This window comes from Streptomyces sp. Ag109_O5-10 (assembly GCF_900105755.1).
GTDB lineage: Bacteria > Actinomycetota > Actinomycetes > Streptomycetales > Streptomycetaceae > Streptomyces.
In genome coordinates, this window is the sequence record NZ_FNTQ01000001.1 from 7,155,654 (window position 1) to 7,171,450 (window position 15,797).

Below are 15,797 nucleotides of genomic sequence, written 5' to 3' on the forward strand. Positions count from 1 at the left end.
CCACCGGCCCGCGGCCGAAGAACCACCGCACCCCGCGACTTCGATCCCGTTCACCCGTTAAGACGGTTAAGCAACCGTCGTCCACGGGGAGCCCGGATGATCGAAACGCCGTCCCTGGTGGACCAGTACTGCCACGGCGTCCTCCGTACGGAACTGGGCCTCGGCACCTTCGAGGCCCAGCTCGCCCGCACCGAAGGCCCCCCGGCCGCCGGCACCACCCTCTTCGACACCCAGACCGGTTTCGCGGTACGGCGCTGGTGCCCGCCGCTCCTCGGCCTGGAACCGCACTGCGCACCGGCCCGCTACCTGGCCCGGCGCCGCGAACTCGGCGTCCTGGAGGCCGGCCGCCGTCTGCTGCGCGGCACCGGCATCACCACCTACCTCGTCGACACCGGCCTGCCCGGCGACCTCACCGGTCCCGCCGAGATGGCCTCGACCGGCGCCGCCGCGGCCCGCGAGATCGTCCGCCTGGAGCTCCTCGCGGAGCAGGTCGCCGACACCTCAGGCACCGTCGAGTCCTTCCTCGCCAACCTCGCCGAGTCGGTGCACGGCGCGGCGGCCAACGCGGTCGCCTTCACCTCCGTCGCCGGACTCCGGCACGGCCTGGCCCTGGCCCCCGAACCCCCCGGCCCCGGCGAGGTGCGAGGCGCGGCCGGCCGCTGGCTGGCGGACCGCCGGGTCGGCGGCGAGCTGAACGACCCGGTCCTGCTGCGCCACCTGCTCTGGATCGCCGTGGCCTCCGGCCTCCCGCTCCAGCTGCACGCGGGCCTCGGCGAGCCCGGCGCCCGGATCGACCGCACCGACCCGGTCCTGCTCACCGACTTCGTTCGGGCCACCGCCGGCCTCGGCACCGACCTGGTCCTGCTGCACGGCTACCCGTACCACCGCCACGCCGCCCACCTCGCCGGCGTCTTCCCGCACGTGTACGCCGACTCGGGCGCGGCCCTGGTGCGCACCGGCGCCCGCGCCGCGACGATCCTCGCCGAGATCCTGGAACTCGCCCCCTTCGGCAAGATCCTCTTCTCCAGCGGCGCCCATGGCCTGCCCGAACTGCACGTGGTCGGCGCGCACCTCTTCCGCGAGTCCCTCGCCCGGGTCCTGGGCACCTGGGTCGCCGAGGACGCCTGGTCGCTCGGCGACGCCCAGCGCGTGGCCAGGCTGATCGCGGCGGGCAACGCGCAGCGGGTGTACGGGCTGGAGTGAAACGGGTGCACGGGCCGGAGTGGGCTGTCCAGACTGGGCGCATGGACACCGAGACGCTCCTGGCCCGCTTCGTCCGCGAACTGTCGGTGCTTGACCCCGTGGCCGTGTGGGCGCACGGCTCGCTCGCCGCGGGCGACGACTACCAGGAGGGCCGCAGCGACCTGGACCTGATCGCGGTGCTGCCGGGCCCGGTGACCCCGGCCGTCGTGTGGCGGGTCGCCGTGGTGCACGCCCGGCTGCGCACGCTGCCGCTCGCCCCCGTCCTGCACTGCACCTATCTGACCCCGCCGACCGCGGCCGACCCAGCCCGCTCCCACCTGACCTGGGCGCACGGACAGCTGTTCAAACGGCCGGTCAGCCCGGTGACCCGGCGCGAACTGCACGCCTTCGGACGGGTGTTGCACGGCCGGGCGCCGGCCGGCCTGCTGCCACCGGTGACGGACCGCGAACTGGGCGACTTCGTCGTCCGCGACCAGCGGGACTACTGGCGGCCCGTCGTCGACAAGGTCCCGCCGTGGACCCTGGACGTGTGGGTCGACCTCGGCCTGATCACCTTCGCCCGCGCCACCGTCACCGCCCGCGAGGGCCGCCTGATCTCCAAACGCGAGGCCCTGGACCTGCTGCCCGCGCTGGGCGCGCCCGCCGAGGTCGTCGAGGACATCCGCAGCCGCCGCTACGGCGACCCCGCCCCGGCCACCGGGGAGTGGACGGCGCGCCGGGCCCGGCTGACCCGGGACTACTTGGGCCCGGCGATCGACGCGCTCACGGCTTCGTACGCCTGAGCGGGCACGTCGGCCGTGACCTCGGCGCGTTCCCGCAGCGAGAGCAGGACCCGCAGGACGCCGATCCACACCAGGCAGGAGCCGAACATGTGCAGGCCAACCAGGACCGTGGGCAGGTGGGTGAAGTACTGGACGTATCCGATCACGCCCTGACCGAGCAGGATCAGGAACAGGTCACGGACGCGGTCCCGCGGCCCCTGGGGCGCGCCGACGCCCTTGAGGAAGAACCACAGCGCGAAGGTCAGCGACACCACGATCCAGGCGAACACCGCGTGCAGTTCGGCGACTCCGGACCAGCTGACGTCGATGCGCTCGACGTCACCGGAGTCGCCCGGGTGCGGTCCCGCGCCGGTCACCACCGTGCCGGCGGTGATGAGCAGCAGGGTCACGACCACCAGGGCCCACACCAGCTGCTGCACGGCCTTGCCTACCAGCGGACGCGGCTCGCCGTCGCCCTCACGGGTGCGCTGCCACATCAGGGCGGCGACCGTGATGAGCGCCGTCGCGAGCAGGAAGTGCGCGGCGACGGTGTAGGGGTTGAGGCCGACGAGGACCACGATGCCGCCGAGGATCGCGTTGCTCATCACGAGCCAGAACTGCGCCCAGCCCAGCCGGGTCAGGCTGCGCCGGAACGGCTTCTGGGACCGGGCCGCGATGATCGCCCAGCCCACTGCCGCGCACAGCACGTAGGTCAGCATGCGGTTCGTGAACTCGATGGCGCTGTGATAGCTCAGCGCGTCGGTCGGGGTCAGCGAGCCGGCGGTGCACTCGGGCCAGGTCGGGCAGCCGAGCCCGGAGCCGGTGAGCCGCACGGCGCCGCCGGTGACCACGATGACCACCGACATGACGAGCGCGGCGAGAGCCGCCCGCCGGACGGTCCGGGGATCCGGCGTCCAGCGGTCGGCGATGAAGGCGAGCGGGTTGCGCAGCGCCGCTACGAGGTCGGTGGGGGTCAGCTTTGGCACGGGCACCATGGTAGGGGGCCGCTTGTGCATGCGTTCACGAGGGTGCCGCGTCGGGGGTGATCGACGGGTGCGGCTCGGGCAGCGTCTCGCTGTAGAGCGCCTCCTTGATCCGGCGGGCTCGGCCACGGAGCTCCGCCTTCGCGGTGGCGTCCGTGGTGCACTGTGCAAGGCGTTCGTACACCGCGACGAGCGAGGGATGGCTGTCGCCGAGACGGGTACGGAAGATTTCTTCGGCGAGCAGCAGCGTCTGCTCGGCGTTCACTTCCTCGCCCGTGGAGAGGACGACCGTGCCGCCGGTGGCGATCAGGGCGGCGCCGAGGCGGGAGAGGGTCTTGGCCCGGTAGGGATGCCCGGCGTCGTAGGATCCGCGGTAGATGGACTCCGCCTCCAGCAGGGCATCCAGAGCCTCCTGGTGGCGCCCCTGGGCCAGCCGTAGAGACCCCAGCTTGTTGAGGCAGGCCGCGTACTTGTGTTCCTCGCTCTCGCGGCGTTTGAAGTGCAGGGCCACCACCGGTCCGAGGAGCGCGTCGGCCTCGTCGAGCCGCTGGCGTGCCTCGCGCATCATCCGGACGCGTCGCATCGGATGGTGGGTCTCCCGCGCGCGGGTGCGCGCCTCCTCGGCGCGGCGCCGCAGGACGTCCGCCAGGAACTTGCAGACCTGCGAGGTCTCGAAGTCGTCGGTACCGCGGTTGCCGTCGAAGACCACGAGGGCGGCACGCAGCTTGCGCTCGGCGGTCCCCAGGTCGCCCCGGTCCTGGGCGACGATGGCCCGGTCACGCTGCAGCATCGCCCGGAAGACCAGATGGTCGCGGGGCTCCTCACTGCCCTGGCTGGGCATCCGGTCCTCGGCGCCCTGGTAATGTTCCAGCGCCTGCCTCAGCTGCCTCGCGTTGCGATGGATCAGGCCGAGTTCCTGCTCGGCGACGGCCCGGTCGAGGTCCTCCCAGCGGGCTTCCGGGCTCTCGTACAGCGAGATGGCGAGTTCCATCGCTTCGAGAGCCTCGGTGAACTTGGCGCGTTCCCGCAGAATCCCGCCCAGCAGCCGCTGACAGTTGGCCCGGAGCGGAAGAAACCCTGGGACGCCCTCGTGGCTCTCGCACTCGTCCAACGCCGCACGGCACTCCTGCTCCGCCTTGGCGAGCTGTGCGCGTCGATAGCGCTGGTTGGCCACGGACAGCCGAGCCGTCGTACGCCCCAGATAGTCGTCGGTGTGCAGACCGCGGAGGACCGCCTCCTGGTTGAAATAGTCCAGGGCGCGGCTCCAGTCGCAGCGGTGTTCCTGGTACTGGCCGACCCGGTGCAGGAGACGGGCCAGTGCCTGGGGGTCGCGGGCAGCGCCGAGCTCGTGGTCCCCGGCGTCGGCGGCCCAGGCCAGCTCGGCGGTCACCGCCACGACGTGGGGCATCAGCCCCTCGCACATGATGCGCTGGTCCAGCTGCCACGGTCGTTTCGGGAACGCCGCTTCGAGGAGCTGGACGGCGGCCTGTGACCACAGCAGTCGCGACTCCTCGTCCATGTCCTGGCGGACGTGGAACTGAACCTGGGGGTGCATGGCGTAGGTGACGGTGTTGAGCCTGCTGTCCCCGGTGCGGCGCAGCAGCGAGTAGTCGGACAGCCGACGTACCACGTGGTTGAACGCGGCGGGGTCCTCCATGACGTCCCGCAGCGGAGAGGGGACCACCGCTCGGTTGCCCAGCAGCATGTCCTTGCGTACGTCCTCGGAGGCCAGGAAGGAACAGAGGCGCATGAGGTCCTCGGCAACCGGGTCGGCCGCCGTCACCCGTTCGAAGGCGAGCCGAAAGGTGACGGCGACGACATTGCGGCCTTTGGGCAGGTCGGGCAGCCGGTGCAGATATTCCGGGACGGAGATCTCCGTCCCGGCGATGTACGCACCAGCCTGTTCCAGTGCGAGAGGCCACCAGTCCAGTTGCGCACCCAGCTTTTCGAGCTGTCCGTCGCTGCTCTCGTCGTCGACGCGCAACCTGAGGAAGGCGAGACCGTCCGCGGCACCGAGATCGGACAGCTCGATCAGGGTAGAGACAGCGCGGTGCCCGTCCCAGCCCTCCCGCTGTTGAGTGGTGATCAGGACCTCGCCGTGCCCGGCCCGCGGCAGCAGAGACTGACGTGAGTCCTCGCTCTCCTCGTTCAGCGGTCCTATGCTGCCCCGTCGCACGTCGTCGTACACGAGCAACCAGCCGGGTGAATCACGCAGCTTTCCCCAGAGCCGGTTGAGCATGACGTTCTTGGAGTCGTGCTCCGGAATGCCGAGGCAGGCCGCCAGCTCCAGCAGGTCGCTTCTGAGCCGCTCGTAACTGGATGCCGACAGCCACCACACCAGGGAACGGTGGTGCCTGAGCCGCTCCTCGGCGTAGGCGGCGGCCAACTGGGACTTGCCGGCACCGGCCAGCCCGTGGACGACGGCGATCCTGATGCCACCGTTGCGGCGGCCGGGCCGTAACGCCTTCGCGATGTCGCGGAGTTCCTGTTTGCGTCCGGTGAAGTACCTCGAGGGATCCGGAAGGTTGGGCGGAGGTACGTATAACGAGCCCTGGGCCTCCGCTTCGTCGGAGGAATGCGGGGAGCGGGGGTGGACGACGAAGTACCCCGAAATCGCCGAGACGCCTCCGAGTACCCCGGCGCTCGAAGCCAGCTCCACAAGCCGAGTACCGTCCGTGTCCTGCGCAATCACGGACAAAAAGATCGCCACGGCCCCTGTGACGGAGCTGAGGACGGTCTTGAACAGTCGCTTATCGGGCACTATCCGCATGACGCTCCCCCCGGCTATGCCCATGCTGTAGCGTCCCATTCTCCTCGCCGGTTCGACCGGCGCCAGAGCAACTGCGCGGAACCAGTCGGCGTCTATGCGGAGTGTCCTGTCCCGGTACTAGGTCGTTAGCCCGGCGTTCGTTTCGGGCAATCGCGACAACCAGACGGAGGCACGGTGCAGTGGCAGCAGGCAGGGCTCGACACCGAGGAGGGGTCTCCTCCGGATCACCCTCTGCACATCGGTCTGGTCCACTGGTCCTTTCCGCCGTGCGTGGGTGGGGTGGAGACCCATCTCTGGGAGTACTCACGGGCTTTGGTGGCCCGTGGGCACCGGGTCACGGTGTTCACGGGGACCCCGAGTCCCGAACGCCCCCGCGAAGGTGTCGAGATGCATGCGCACCGGTTGCTCGACCTGTCCGTGTCGCGCCGTGACGACGAGCACGAGGTGCGGGAGCTGGCCGACTGGTTCCGTGCGCACCTCACCCGGGACCGCGATCCCATCCGCCTTGTCCACGGGCACAACCTGCATCATTTCTCCAGCGTCCCGGCCCGGGCTCTGAAGAGCCTCCAGAATGAGCTCGGACTGGTCCTGCCGCACACCTACCACAGCATCTGGCGCGATCCGCAGGGCGAGGAACTGGCCCGGGAGTGTGCTGTCTGGGATGTCCACCACGCGGTGTCCGACTTCCTGGTCAGTGAGTGTGCCGAGGTGCTGAAGAAGCCCGTGGACCGTACCTATCTGGGCGTGGACACCCAGCCTTATCTCGACGTCCCCGAACTCGGAGAGATCGGACCGCGTCCCGTCGTCCTCCTGCCGGCCCGGCTCATTCCGAACAAGGGCGCCGCAGTGGCGATCACGATGCTGCGGAAGATCATCGACCGCGGTGCGGAGCGTACGGCCGGCACCCCACCGGTCAGGCCTCGTCTGGTTCTGACCGATCCGGCCTCCACGGTCGACTTCCATCATGAGAAGAGCGGCTTCCGCGCCACTCTGGAACGGCTCGCCCGGGACCACGGGCTCCGCGAGGGGGAGGGGCAGGACGTCGAGTTCCGGCAGGCGGGCGTCGACGACATGCGCAAGCTCTACGAGGAGGCGGCGGTCGTCGTCTACCCGTCCCGGTTCGACGAGCCCATGGGGCTCGCCCCGCTGGAGGCGATGTGCGCGGCCCGGCCCGTGGTCGCCACCGGCGTCGGCGGCCTGGGCGAGGGCGGAAGCACTCTGGTCCCGCCCTGTGAGGACGAGGACGCGCTGGCCTCCCAGTTCGCCGACCTGGTGTGGGGGCTGCTCGCAGAGCCGGACGCGGCCAGGAAGGCCGGCCACTTCGCCCGTGAACACGTCAGGGACCGCTTCGACCTGGTGCGCGTCTACGTCGAGCCCATGATTGCCGAGTACGCCCGTCTCCTCGGTGCGCCTGCTCAGCCCGTCACGTATCGCCACCCCTCGGGCAGTTCGGGAACCGAGCAGCCGCCGTCCTCGGTGACCTCGACCGTGAGCGGCCGGCCGGCCAGCACCAGTCCCCGCACCTTGATCGGTACCCGCATCGCGGGTCTCGCTGCGAGAGTCCTGCGGGCGGTGTCGGGCCGCAGCCCCAGCAGTGCGGCCAGCACAGCCACCCCGGACGCCGCCGACCAGCCCTGCGGTCGGCAGGCGGCGGGATAGGCCAGGGGGGCGGGAGAGCCGTTGCTGCGGGCGTCGCCCGCGTACAGCTCCGGCATCCGGTACCCGAAGTGGGTCGCGGCGTCGAGCAGTCCGTGCAACAGGGCCTGTGCCTCCCGGTGGTGTCCCGTCGCGCACAGCCCACCCATTGCGATCGCCGTGTCGTGCGTCCACACCGAACCGCCGTGATAACTGAGAGGATTGAAGCCGGGCACGGCGGCCGACCGGCTGCGCAGGCCCCACCCGGAGTTGAACTGAGGGTGGGCCAGCCAGGCGGCGACGTCACGGCAGCCGTCCTCGTCCAGGATTCCCGTCGACAGCAGCTGTCCCATGTTCGAGGCGGGACCGCTGACGGGGGTGGGGCCGTGGCCCACCGCGATGGCGACGTAGCGGGCGGCCGGCCCGTCGGCGGACGGCAGCCAGAACAGGTCGGCGAAACGCTTCTTCAGGGCGGTGGCCCAGTTCAGGAGCTGTTGGGCCTCGTCGGGCCGGTTCCGGTGCTGGAGCAGTTCGGCCAGGCCGTTGGCCGCTTCGTACGCGTACCCCTGCACCTCGCACAGCGCCAACGGCGGCTCTATGCGGCGGCCCTCGGCGTCCCGTACCGCGTCCTCGCTGTCCTTCCACGACTGATGACGCAGCCCATCGGGCCGGGGTGGGTTGTATCGGAGCAGGCCGTCGGTGTCCTCGCCGGTGCGTTCCAGGACCCAGCGCATGGCACGTTCCGCATATGGCAGCAGCGCGTCGACCTCGGCGTCCGGCAGCCCCCATTGCCAGGCCTCCACCAGCAGTGTCACGAACAGCGGGGTGGCGTCGACCGAGCCGTAGTAGTGGGAGGGGAGCAGCATGCCGTTGCCGTGCAGGGCCGTGGCGGGGCGCAGTTCGTGGAGGATGCGTCCGGGAGCCTCCTCCCGGAAGACGTCGTGCTCCTTGCCCTGACGGCGGGCCAGTGCCCACAGGGTGCCCCGGGCCAGGTCGGTGCCGAGCGGCAGCAGCATCCGTGCCGACCAGAGCGAGTCCCGGCCGAACAGGGTGAGGTACCAGGGGCAGCCCGCCGCGATGAACTGGTCCTCGGCACCGCCGTCGGTACCGCCCAGCGGGTCCGCGAGCCGCAGCGCGTCGAGGTCTCGCAGGCCCCAGGCCACCAGATCCCGTAGCCGCCGGTCGTCGGTCTCGACAAACGGCTCGCTCCACGGGGTGGGGTCACCCGGGCGTATCGGATGTCCCGGCGGCTCGGGAACCGCACGGCCCGCGATGGTGACGGTGACCTGCCACGAGTCGCCCGGTCTCAGGACCACCGGCGACCAGGTGAGGGTGCCGCCCTCGGGGCCGTCGGCGACCGTGGGGCCGGTCACGGACGCGGTGGTACGGAGTTCCGCGTGCCCGGAGGCGGAGCGCCATTCCAGTCCCACCCCGCCGCGCGACCCGGTACACGGCACGGGCGCCCGGCGGAGGCCTCGCTTCACGTCGGCGATGTCGGCCAGGTCGGTGGCCGCGGCCAGTTCCACCCGCAGCCGGCGCTCGCGGGTGCCGACGTTGCGCAGCGAGATGGTCTCGCCCATGCCGGCGGTGCGCACCCGCTCGACGATCATCGTCGGATCGTCCGTACGGTCTCTCGGGTCGCGAAGGACTGCGGTGAACCGCACCTGATGCGGGCTGAGGGACTGGACACCGATGGGCTCGGGCTCGCGGTCGTTGAGGAGCAGGCACAGCGTGTGCAACAGACGGCGGTCATGGTCGTAGAAGCCCTGGACGTGTGCGCCGCGCAGTTGTCCGTCGCGCGGTGAGGCGGCGAAGGCCGGAGCGTCGACACAGATGACGACGTCGTGCAGCAGCGGCTGCAGTGATCTTGGTGCCGGTGAGTCCGCGGATTCGAACACGGGTGGGGGTCTTCCCGCTGCGTGTGCCTCTCATTCGCGCGGGAGACACGAGGGCGTCACCCGTCGCACCCCGCAAGACCGGACCGCGTCATTCCCCCGTCACTCCCAGCGGAAGAACCTCCCCGCCGCCCCCAGCCCCACCACTGCCCAGACGGCGAGGATCCCCAGGTCCCTCCAGGGCATGCCCGCCCCGTGCTGCAGCACGTCCCGCAGCCCGTCCGACAGGGCCGAGATGGGGAGCAGGCCGAGTACCGACTGCGCGCCGCCGAACTTGTCCAGGGGGACGATGACCCCGCCGCCCACCAGCAGCAGCAGGAACACCAGGTTGGCGGCGGCCAGGGTCGCCTCCGCCTTGAGGGTGCCGGCCATCAGGAGGCCGAGGCCGGAGAAGGCGGCGGTGCCGAGGACCAGCAGGAGCAGGACGGCGAGGAGGTTGCCGTGCGGGGACCAGCCGAGGGCGAAGGCGATCACCGTCAGGAGGATCACCTGGAGGATCTCCGTGACCAGGACGGACGCGGTCTTCGCCGTCATCAGCCCCCAGCGGGGCAGCGGGGAGGAGGCGAGGCGCTTCAGGACGCCGTAGCGGCGCTCGAAGCCGGTCGCGATGGCCTGGCCGGTGAAGGCCGTGGACATGACGGCGAGGGCGAGGATGCCGGGGGTCAGGAAGTCGACCGGCCTGCCGGAGCCCGTGTCGACGATGTCCGCCGAGCTGAAGAGCACGAGGAGGAGGGTCGGGATCACCACCGTCAGCAGGAGCTGCTCGCCGTTGCGGAGCAGCATCCTCGTCTCCAGCGCCGCCTGCGCCGCGATCATGCGGGGGAGCGGGGCGGCACCCGGCCGGGGGGTGAAGGTGCCGGTGTCGGTCGCGGTGGTCATGAGCGCAGCTCCCTGCCGGTCAGCTCCAAGAACACGTCCTCCAGCGTGTGGCGCTCGACCGAGATGCGGTCGGGCATCACGCCGTGCTGGGCGCACCACGAGGTCACCGTCGCCAGCAGTTGCGGGTTGACCTTGCCGACGACCCGGTAGGAGCCCGGGGTCAGCTCGGCGGCCGTGGAGTCGGCCGGCAGCGCCTTGAGGAGCGAGCCGACGTCGAGGCCGGGGCGGCCGGTGAACCGCAGAGTGTTCTCCGCGCCGCCCTTGCACAGCTCCTCGGGGGAACCCTTGGCGATCACCCGGCCGGCGTCGATGACGGCGACGTCGTCGGCGAGCTGCTCGGCCTCCTCCATGTAGTGCGTGGTGAGGATGACCGAGACACCGTCGGCGCGCAGGTCCCGGACCAGGTCCCAGGTGGCGTGGCGGGCCTGCGGGTCGAGGCCCGCCGTCGGCTCGTCGAGGAAGACCAGCTCCGGGCGGCCGACCACGGCCATGGCGAGCGCGAGGCGCTGCTGCTGGCCGCCGGAGAGCCGGCGGTACGACGTCCGCCCGCAGCTGCCGAGGCCCAGCCGCTCCATCAGCGCGTCCACGTCCAGCGGATGGGCGTGCAGCTTCGCCACGTGCCGCAGCATCTCGTCGGCGCGGGCGCCCGAGTAGACGCCCCCCGACTGGAGCATCACGCCGACTCTGGGGCGCAGCTCGGCGGACTGCCGTACGGGATCGAGGCCCAGGACGCGCACCGCGCCGGAATCCGGCTTGCGGTACCCCTCGCAGGTCTCGATCGTGGTCGTCTTGCCTGCCCCGTTGGGGCCGAGTACGGCGGTCACGCCCGCCTCGGCGGTCAGGTCGAGGCCGTCCACAGCGGTCTTGGCGCCGTACCGCTTCACCAGGTCCCGCACCTGGACCACCGGCTCACTTCGCATGGTGACAGAGTCTAAGGACGCCCGCCGTCACCCGGACGGCCGGGTGCTAGATCTCCTCCTCACGGGGGCGATGTACGGCCAGCCACCGCTCGGCGTAGGCCACCGCGTCCGCCACCGGGAAGAGCCGGGCCTCCGCCGCACCTACCCTGCCGCGGACGACGACGCTCCGGTCGCGTTCGAAGTCGTACCCCAGTTCGTCGAAGCGGTCGGAGGTGATCGACACCTCGGTGACCTCCTCCCAGCCGCCGCCGGGGGCGGGGCGGCCGACCCGGACGCGCGGGGAGGGGATCCGGTATTCGGCGAGGTGGAAGCTGGTGCAGGTGGCGTAGCCGGTGCCCAGCATGAGCACGCGCGCGTGCGTCTTCTCCAGCCGGGCCAGCGGACTCCGCTCGCCGAGCCGGCAGTCGGGGGCGTGCGCGTCGACGATCTCCGCCGCGCCGGGGCCGACGGCCGCGAAGGAGGTCTGCGGGTGGGCGCTGCGCAGGGCGCCCGGCCAGGTCCGCACGGTCTCCGGGATCACGCCGACCCCGCGGGCGGGGGTGGTCCGGGGGTCGTACGGCGGCATGGTGGCCCGGATCGTCTCCCACCACTCCTCGGGCACCGGCGGATTCCGCCACACCGCGGGGTCCGAGAGGTCGCCGGTCTGGGTGGGGACCACCAGGGTGCCGTCCGGTCCGAGGGCGTCGAGAAGGGCCTGGACGACGGCGACGGCTCCGCCGTTCACCCACCCGAGGGAACTGAGCGAGGTGTGTGCGAGCAGGGTCTCGCCGGACTTGACACCGAGCAGGCGAAGCTGCCGAGCGAGGGCGTCGCGGGTGACAAGAGGGCCGGTCGGAGGGGGTGTGGGCATGTCTCGGGAGTGTTCCGGAGGGGGCCGTGGCGCGCCACCGAATTGGCCGAGGGATGATCGATCAAAGATCGTTTCCGCAGGTCAGGGCCGATGCCTGGTTAGGTATGCCTAAGTGATGCAGGGCACCGTCCTGTCGCCCGGACGCCGCTTGCCTCGCTCCGAGGAATTACGCAACAATGGCGTTGTGAAAAACGTCGGCGAGGCTCGGGAGACCCCCACGGGGGCCCCGCAGGAAGAGCTCGCGACCGGTGAGCGCTCGACGCGCAACCGTGTCGCGCGGTCGATCCTGGACCACGGGCCGTCGACCGTCACCGAGCTGGCCGGACGCCTGGGTCTGACCCCCGCGGCCGTGCGCCGCCATCTGGACGCGCTGGTCGCCGACGACGTGGTGGCCCCTCGTGAGCAGCGGGTCTACGGCGCGCGCACGCGCGGGCGGCCCGCCAAGGTCTTCGCGCTCACCGACTGCGGCCGGGACGCCTTCGACCAGTCGTACGACAAGCTCGCCGCCGACGCGCTGCGCTGGATCGCCGAGCAGGGAGGCGGCCAGGAGGCGGTCGCCGCCTTCGCGCGGGCCCGGATCACGGCCCAGGCGCGCGCCTACCGCAAGGCGATCGAGAGCGTGAGCCCCGACGAGCGCACGGAAGCGCTGGCCAAGGCCCTGAGCCTGGACGGGTACGCTGCAACGGCGCGCACCGCACCGGTCGGCGAACAGCTGTGCCAGCACCACTGCCCGGTCGCCCACGTCGCCGAGCAGTTCCCCCAGCTGTGCGAGGCGGAGACAGAGATCTTCGCCGAGCTGCTCGGAACGCACGTCCAGCGGCTGGCGACCATCGCGCACGGCGACGGCGTCTGCACGACGTTCATCCCCAAGATTTCCACTGACGCATCTGCTAGCACGGCCGGGAGGAACCCCGCATGACTCTGCCCACGGAGACTGCCCACCCTGAGCTCGAAGGCCTGGGCAAGTACGAATACGGCTGGGCCGACTCCGACACGGCCGGTGCCTCCGCCAAGCGCGGCATCAACGAGGACGTCGTCCGGGACATCTCCGCGAAGAAGTCCGAGCCCGAGTGGATGACCAAGCTCCGCCTCAAGGGCCTGCGCCTCTTCGAGAAGAAGCCCATGCCGAACTGGGGCTCGGACCTGTCGGGCATCGACTTCGACAACATCAAGTACTTCGTGCGCTCCACGGAGAAGCAGGCGGAGTCCTGGGAGGACCTGCCCGAGGACATCAAGAACACCTACGACAAGCTGGGCATCCCGGAGGCCGAGAAGCAGCGCCTGGTCGCCGGTGTCGCCGCCCAGTACGAGTCGGAGGTCGTCTACCACCAGATCCGCGAGGACCTGGAGGAGCAGGGCGTCATCTTCCTGGACACCGACACCGCGCTGAAGGAGCACCCGGACCTCTTCAAGGAGTACTTCGGGACCGTCATCCCGGTCGGTGACAACAAGTTCGCCTCCCTGAACACCGCCGTGTGGTCGGGCGGTTCCTTCATCTACGTCCCGCCGGGCGTCCACGTGGAGATCCCGCTCCAGGCCTACTTCCGCATCAACACGGAGAACATGGGCCAGTTCGAGCGGACCCTGATCATCGTCGACGAGGGTGCCTACGTGCACTACGTCGAGGGGTGTACGGCCCCGATCTACAAGTCGGACTCGCTGCACTCCGCGGTCGTCGAGATCATCGTCAAGAAGAACGCCCGCTGCCGCTACACGACCATCCAGAACTGGTCGAACAACGTCTACAACCTGGTCACCAAGCGCGCCGTCGCCTACGAGGGCGCCACCATGGAGTGGATCGACGGCAACATCGGCTCCAAGGTGACGATGAAGTACCCGGCCGTCTACCTGATGGGCGAGCACGCCAAGGGCGAGACCCTCTCCATCGCCTTCGCGGGCGAGGGCCAGCACCAGGACGCCGGCTCCAAGATGGTCCACATGGCGCCGAACACGTCGTCCAACATCGTGTCGAAGTCCGTGGCGCGTGGTGGCGGCCGTACGTCCTACCGCGGCCTGGTCGAGATCGGCGAGGGCGCGGCCGGATCCAAGTCGAACGTGCTGTGCGACGCGCTGCTCGTCGACACGATCTCCCGCTCCGACACGTACCCCTACGTCGACGTCCGCGAGGACGACGTGTCCATGGGCCACGAGGCGACCGTCTCCAAGGTCTCCGAGGACCAGCTCTTCTACCTGATGAGCCGCGGTCTGACCGAGTTCGAGGCGATGGCGATGATCGTGCGCGGCTTCGTCGAGCCGATCGCCAAGGAGCTGCCCATGGAGTACGCCCTCGAGCTCAACCGGCTGATCGAGCTCCAGATGGAAGGCGCGGTCGGCTGACCGACCGCCGTCACCGTCACGCCACTCACCGCAAGAAAGCGAGCAGACCGACAGCCATGGCTGAGGCTCAGAACACCCCGGTGGGCTCCACCACCGCCGGCGCCATCGCGGTGGCCGCCGAGTCGACCGTCGCCACGCGCATGAGCGCGCCCCCCTCCTTCGACGTCGCGGACTTCCCGGTCCCGCACGGCCGCGAGGAGGAGTGGCGGTTCACTCCGCTGGAGCGCCTGCGCGGGCTGCACGACGGCACGGCGGTCGCCACCGGCGACAGCCTGAAGGTCACGGTGGAGGCCCCCGAGGGCGTCACCGTCGAGCTGGTCGGCCGCGACGACCCCCGGCTCGGCCGGGCCGGCACCCCGGTGGACCGGGTCGCCGCCCAGGCGTACTCGGCCTTCGAGCAGGCCGGCGTGGTCACCGTCCCCAAGGAGACGGTGCTCACCGAGCCGATCCGGATGAGCGTGCACGGCCAGGGCGGCGTCGCCTTCGGCCACCAGGTCATCGAACTGGGCGCCTTCGCCGAGGCCGTCGTCGTCATCGACCACACCGGTGACGTGGTCACCGCCGCCAACGTCGAGTACGTCCTGGGCGACGGCGCCAAGCTCACCGTCGTCTCCGTCCAGGACTGGGACGACAAGGCCGTCCACGTGGCCCAGCACAACGCCCTGGTCGGCCGCGACGCCAGCTTCAAGTCCGTGGTCGTCACCTTCGGCGGCGACGTCGTCCGGCTGCACCCGCGCGTCGCCTACGCCGGCACCGGCGGCGAGGCCGAGCTGTACGGCCTGTACTTCACCGACGCCGGGCAGCACCAGGAGCACCGCCTCCTTGTCGACCACAACACCCCGCACTGCAAGTCCAACGTCGCCTACAAGGGCGCCCTCCAGGGCGACGAGGCGCACGCGGTGTGGATCGGCGACGTCCTCATCGAGGCCAAGGCCGAGGGCACCGACACCTACGAGATGAACCGCAACCTGGTCCTCACGGACGGCGCGCGGGTCGACTCGGTGCCGAACCTGGAGATCGAGACCGGCGAGATCGTCGGCGCCGGCCACGCCTCCGCCACCGGCCGCTTCGACGACGAGCAGCTCTTCTACCTGATGGCCCGCGGCATCCCGCAGCACGAGGCCCGCCGCCTCGTCGTCCGCGGCTTCTTCGCCGAACTGGTCCAGCAGATCGGTGTCGCCGACATCGAGGAGCGGCTGCTCGCCAAGATCGAGGAGGAGCTGGAGGCCTCGGTCGCATGACGTCCACCGCGTTCGTACGCGCCTGCGGGCTGAGCGAGCTGGAGGAGGACACCCCGAAGCGGGTGGAACTCGACGGCACGCCGGTCTCGGTCGTGAAGACCGAGGGAGAGGTGTTCGCGATCTACGACATCTGCTCCCACGCCAACGTCTCGCTCTCCGAGGGCGAGGTGGAGGACTGCCAGATCGAGTGCTGGCTGCACGGCTCCAGCTTCGACCTGCGCACCGGCAAGCCGTCCGGCCTCCCGGCCACGCGCCCCGTCCCCGTATACCCCGTAAAGATCGAAGGGGACGACGTGCTCGTCTCCCTCACCCAGGAGTCCTGA

Annotated in this window: 12 protein-coding genes and 1 pseudogene; 7 read left to right on the plus strand and 6 right to left on the minus strand. The window is 70.7% G+C overall.

What is annotated here, in order from left to right:
* The first annotated feature begins 96 nt into the window (after positions 1-96).
* Positions 97-1,203 (plus strand): amidohydrolase family protein, encoded by a 1,107-nt coding sequence (locus BLW82_RS32610; RefSeq protein ID WP_093504511.1) that lies wholly within the window; start codon positions 97-99, stop codon positions 1,201-1,203.
* Positions 1,204-1,244: 41 nt separating this feature from the next.
* Complete coding sequence (locus BLW82_RS32615; protein ID WP_093504513.1) at positions 1,245-1,985, plus strand: nucleotidyltransferase; 741 nt, start codon at positions 1,245-1,247, stop codon at positions 1,983-1,985.
* Here BLW82_RS32615 and BLW82_RS32620 read toward each other — a convergent pair.
* Together BLW82_RS32620 and BLW82_RS32625 are read right to left on the minus strand one after the other, a co-directional pair.
* Positions 1,940-2,959, minus strand: coding sequence for a COX15/CtaA family protein (locus BLW82_RS32620; protein ID WP_093504515.1), 1,020 nt, complete (start codon positions 2,957-2,959; stop codon positions 1,940-1,942). The genes BLW82_RS32615 and BLW82_RS32620 overlap by 46 nt on opposite strands.
* 25 nt (positions 2,960-2,984) lie before the next feature.
* Complete coding sequence (locus BLW82_RS32625) at positions 2,985-5,606, minus strand: tetratricopeptide repeat protein (protein WP_093504517.1); 2,622 nt, start codon at positions 5,604-5,606, stop codon at positions 2,985-2,987.
* A 390-nt stretch (positions 5,607-5,996) separates the two neighbouring features.
* Between BLW82_RS32625 and BLW82_RS45750 the strand changes: the two are divergent.
* Positions 5,997-6,977, plus strand: a pseudogene (locus tag BLW82_RS45750) (glycosyltransferase family 4 protein); the annotation flags it as partial.
* A gap of 155 nt (positions 6,978-7,132) precedes the next feature.
* On the opposite strand, the gene BLW82_RS45755 reads toward BLW82_RS45750, so the two are convergent.
* The 4 genes from BLW82_RS45755 to BLW82_RS32650 all read right to left on the minus strand — a co-directional run bounded on the left by BLW82_RS45755 (position 7,133) and on the right by BLW82_RS32650 (position 11,896).
* Entirely contained in the window at positions 7,133-9,250 is a 2,118-nt protein-coding gene (locus BLW82_RS45755) for a glycogen debranching N-terminal domain-containing protein (RefSeq protein WP_093504521.1), read from the minus strand.
* A 99-nt stretch (positions 9,251-9,349) separates the two neighbouring features.
* A complete protein-coding gene (locus BLW82_RS32640) occupies positions 9,350-10,126 on the minus strand; it encodes an ABC transporter permease (RefSeq protein ID WP_093504523.1) in 777 nt (258 codons plus the stop codon).
* Positions 10,123-11,046, minus strand: coding sequence for an ABC transporter ATP-binding protein (locus BLW82_RS32645; protein ID WP_093504525.1), 924 nt, complete (start codon positions 11,044-11,046; stop codon positions 10,123-10,125). Before BLW82_RS32645 ends, BLW82_RS32640 begins: the two co-directional genes overlap by 4 nt.
* Positions 11,047-11,092: 46 nt before the next feature.
* A complete protein-coding gene (locus BLW82_RS32650) occupies positions 11,093-11,896 on the minus strand; it encodes an AAC(3) family N-acetyltransferase (RefSeq protein WP_093504527.1) in 804 nt (267 codons plus the stop codon).
* Positions 11,897-12,080: 184 nt separating this feature from the next.
* Between BLW82_RS32650 and BLW82_RS32655 the strand changes: the two genes are divergently transcribed.
* From BLW82_RS32655 to BLW82_RS32670, 4 genes are read left to right on the plus strand one after another with little or no spacing between them, the layout of a single operon-like run.
* Positions 12,081-12,815, plus strand: a complete 735-nt coding sequence (locus BLW82_RS32655; protein WP_093504529.1) for a helix-turn-helix transcriptional regulator — start codon at positions 12,081-12,083, stop codon at positions 12,813-12,815.
* On the plus strand, positions 12,812-14,233 hold the full coding sequence (gene sufB / locus BLW82_RS32660; protein ID WP_093504531.1) for a Fe-S cluster assembly protein SufB: 1,422 nt from the start codon (positions 12,812-12,814) through the stop codon (positions 14,231-14,233). Before BLW82_RS32655 ends, sufB begins: the two co-directional genes overlap by 4 nt.
* A 56-nt stretch (positions 14,234-14,289) precedes the next feature.
* On the plus strand, positions 14,290-15,474 hold the full coding sequence (gene sufD, locus BLW82_RS32665; protein ID WP_093504533.1) for a Fe-S cluster assembly protein SufD: 1,185 nt from the start codon (positions 14,290-14,292) through the stop codon (positions 15,472-15,474).
* On the plus strand, positions 15,471-15,797 hold the full coding sequence (locus BLW82_RS32670) for a non-heme iron oxygenase ferredoxin subunit (protein ID WP_093504535.1): 327 nt from the start codon (positions 15,471-15,473) through the stop codon (positions 15,795-15,797). The genes sufD and BLW82_RS32670 overlap by 4 nt, the downstream gene beginning before the upstream one ends.

Coding starts and splice junctions, on each gene's coding strand:
- BLW82_RS32615 (WP_093504513.1), top strand. CDS start 1,245: ATGGACACCGAGACGCTCCTGGCCCGCTTCGTCCGCGAACTGTCGGTG.
- BLW82_RS32610 (WP_093504511.1), top strand. CDS start 97: ATGATCGAAACGCCGTCCCTGGTGGACCAGTACTGCCACGGCGTCCTC.
- BLW82_RS32670 (WP_093504535.1), top strand. CDS start 15,471: ATGACGTCCACCGCGTTCGTACGCGCCTGCGGGCTGAGCGAGCTGGAG.
- BLW82_RS32645 (WP_093504525.1), bottom strand. CDS start 11,046: ATGCGAAGTGAGCCGGTGGTCCAGGTGCGGGACCTGGTGAAGCGGTAC.
- sufD (WP_093504533.1), top strand. CDS start 14,290: ATGGCTGAGGCTCAGAACACCCCGGTGGGCTCCACCACCGCCGGCGCC.
- BLW82_RS32620 (WP_093504515.1), bottom strand. CDS start 2,959: ATGGTGCCCGTGCCAAAGCTGACCCCCACCGACCTCGTAGCGGCGCTG.
- BLW82_RS32640 (WP_093504523.1), bottom strand. CDS start 10,126: ATGACCACCGCGACCGACACCGGCACCTTCACCCCCCGGCCGGGTGCC.
- sufB (WP_093504531.1), top strand. CDS start 12,812: ATGACTCTGCCCACGGAGACTGCCCACCCTGAGCTCGAAGGCCTGGGC.
- BLW82_RS32650 (WP_093504527.1), bottom strand. CDS start 11,896: ATGCCCACACCCCCTCCGACCGGCCCTCTTGTCACCCGCGACGCCCTC.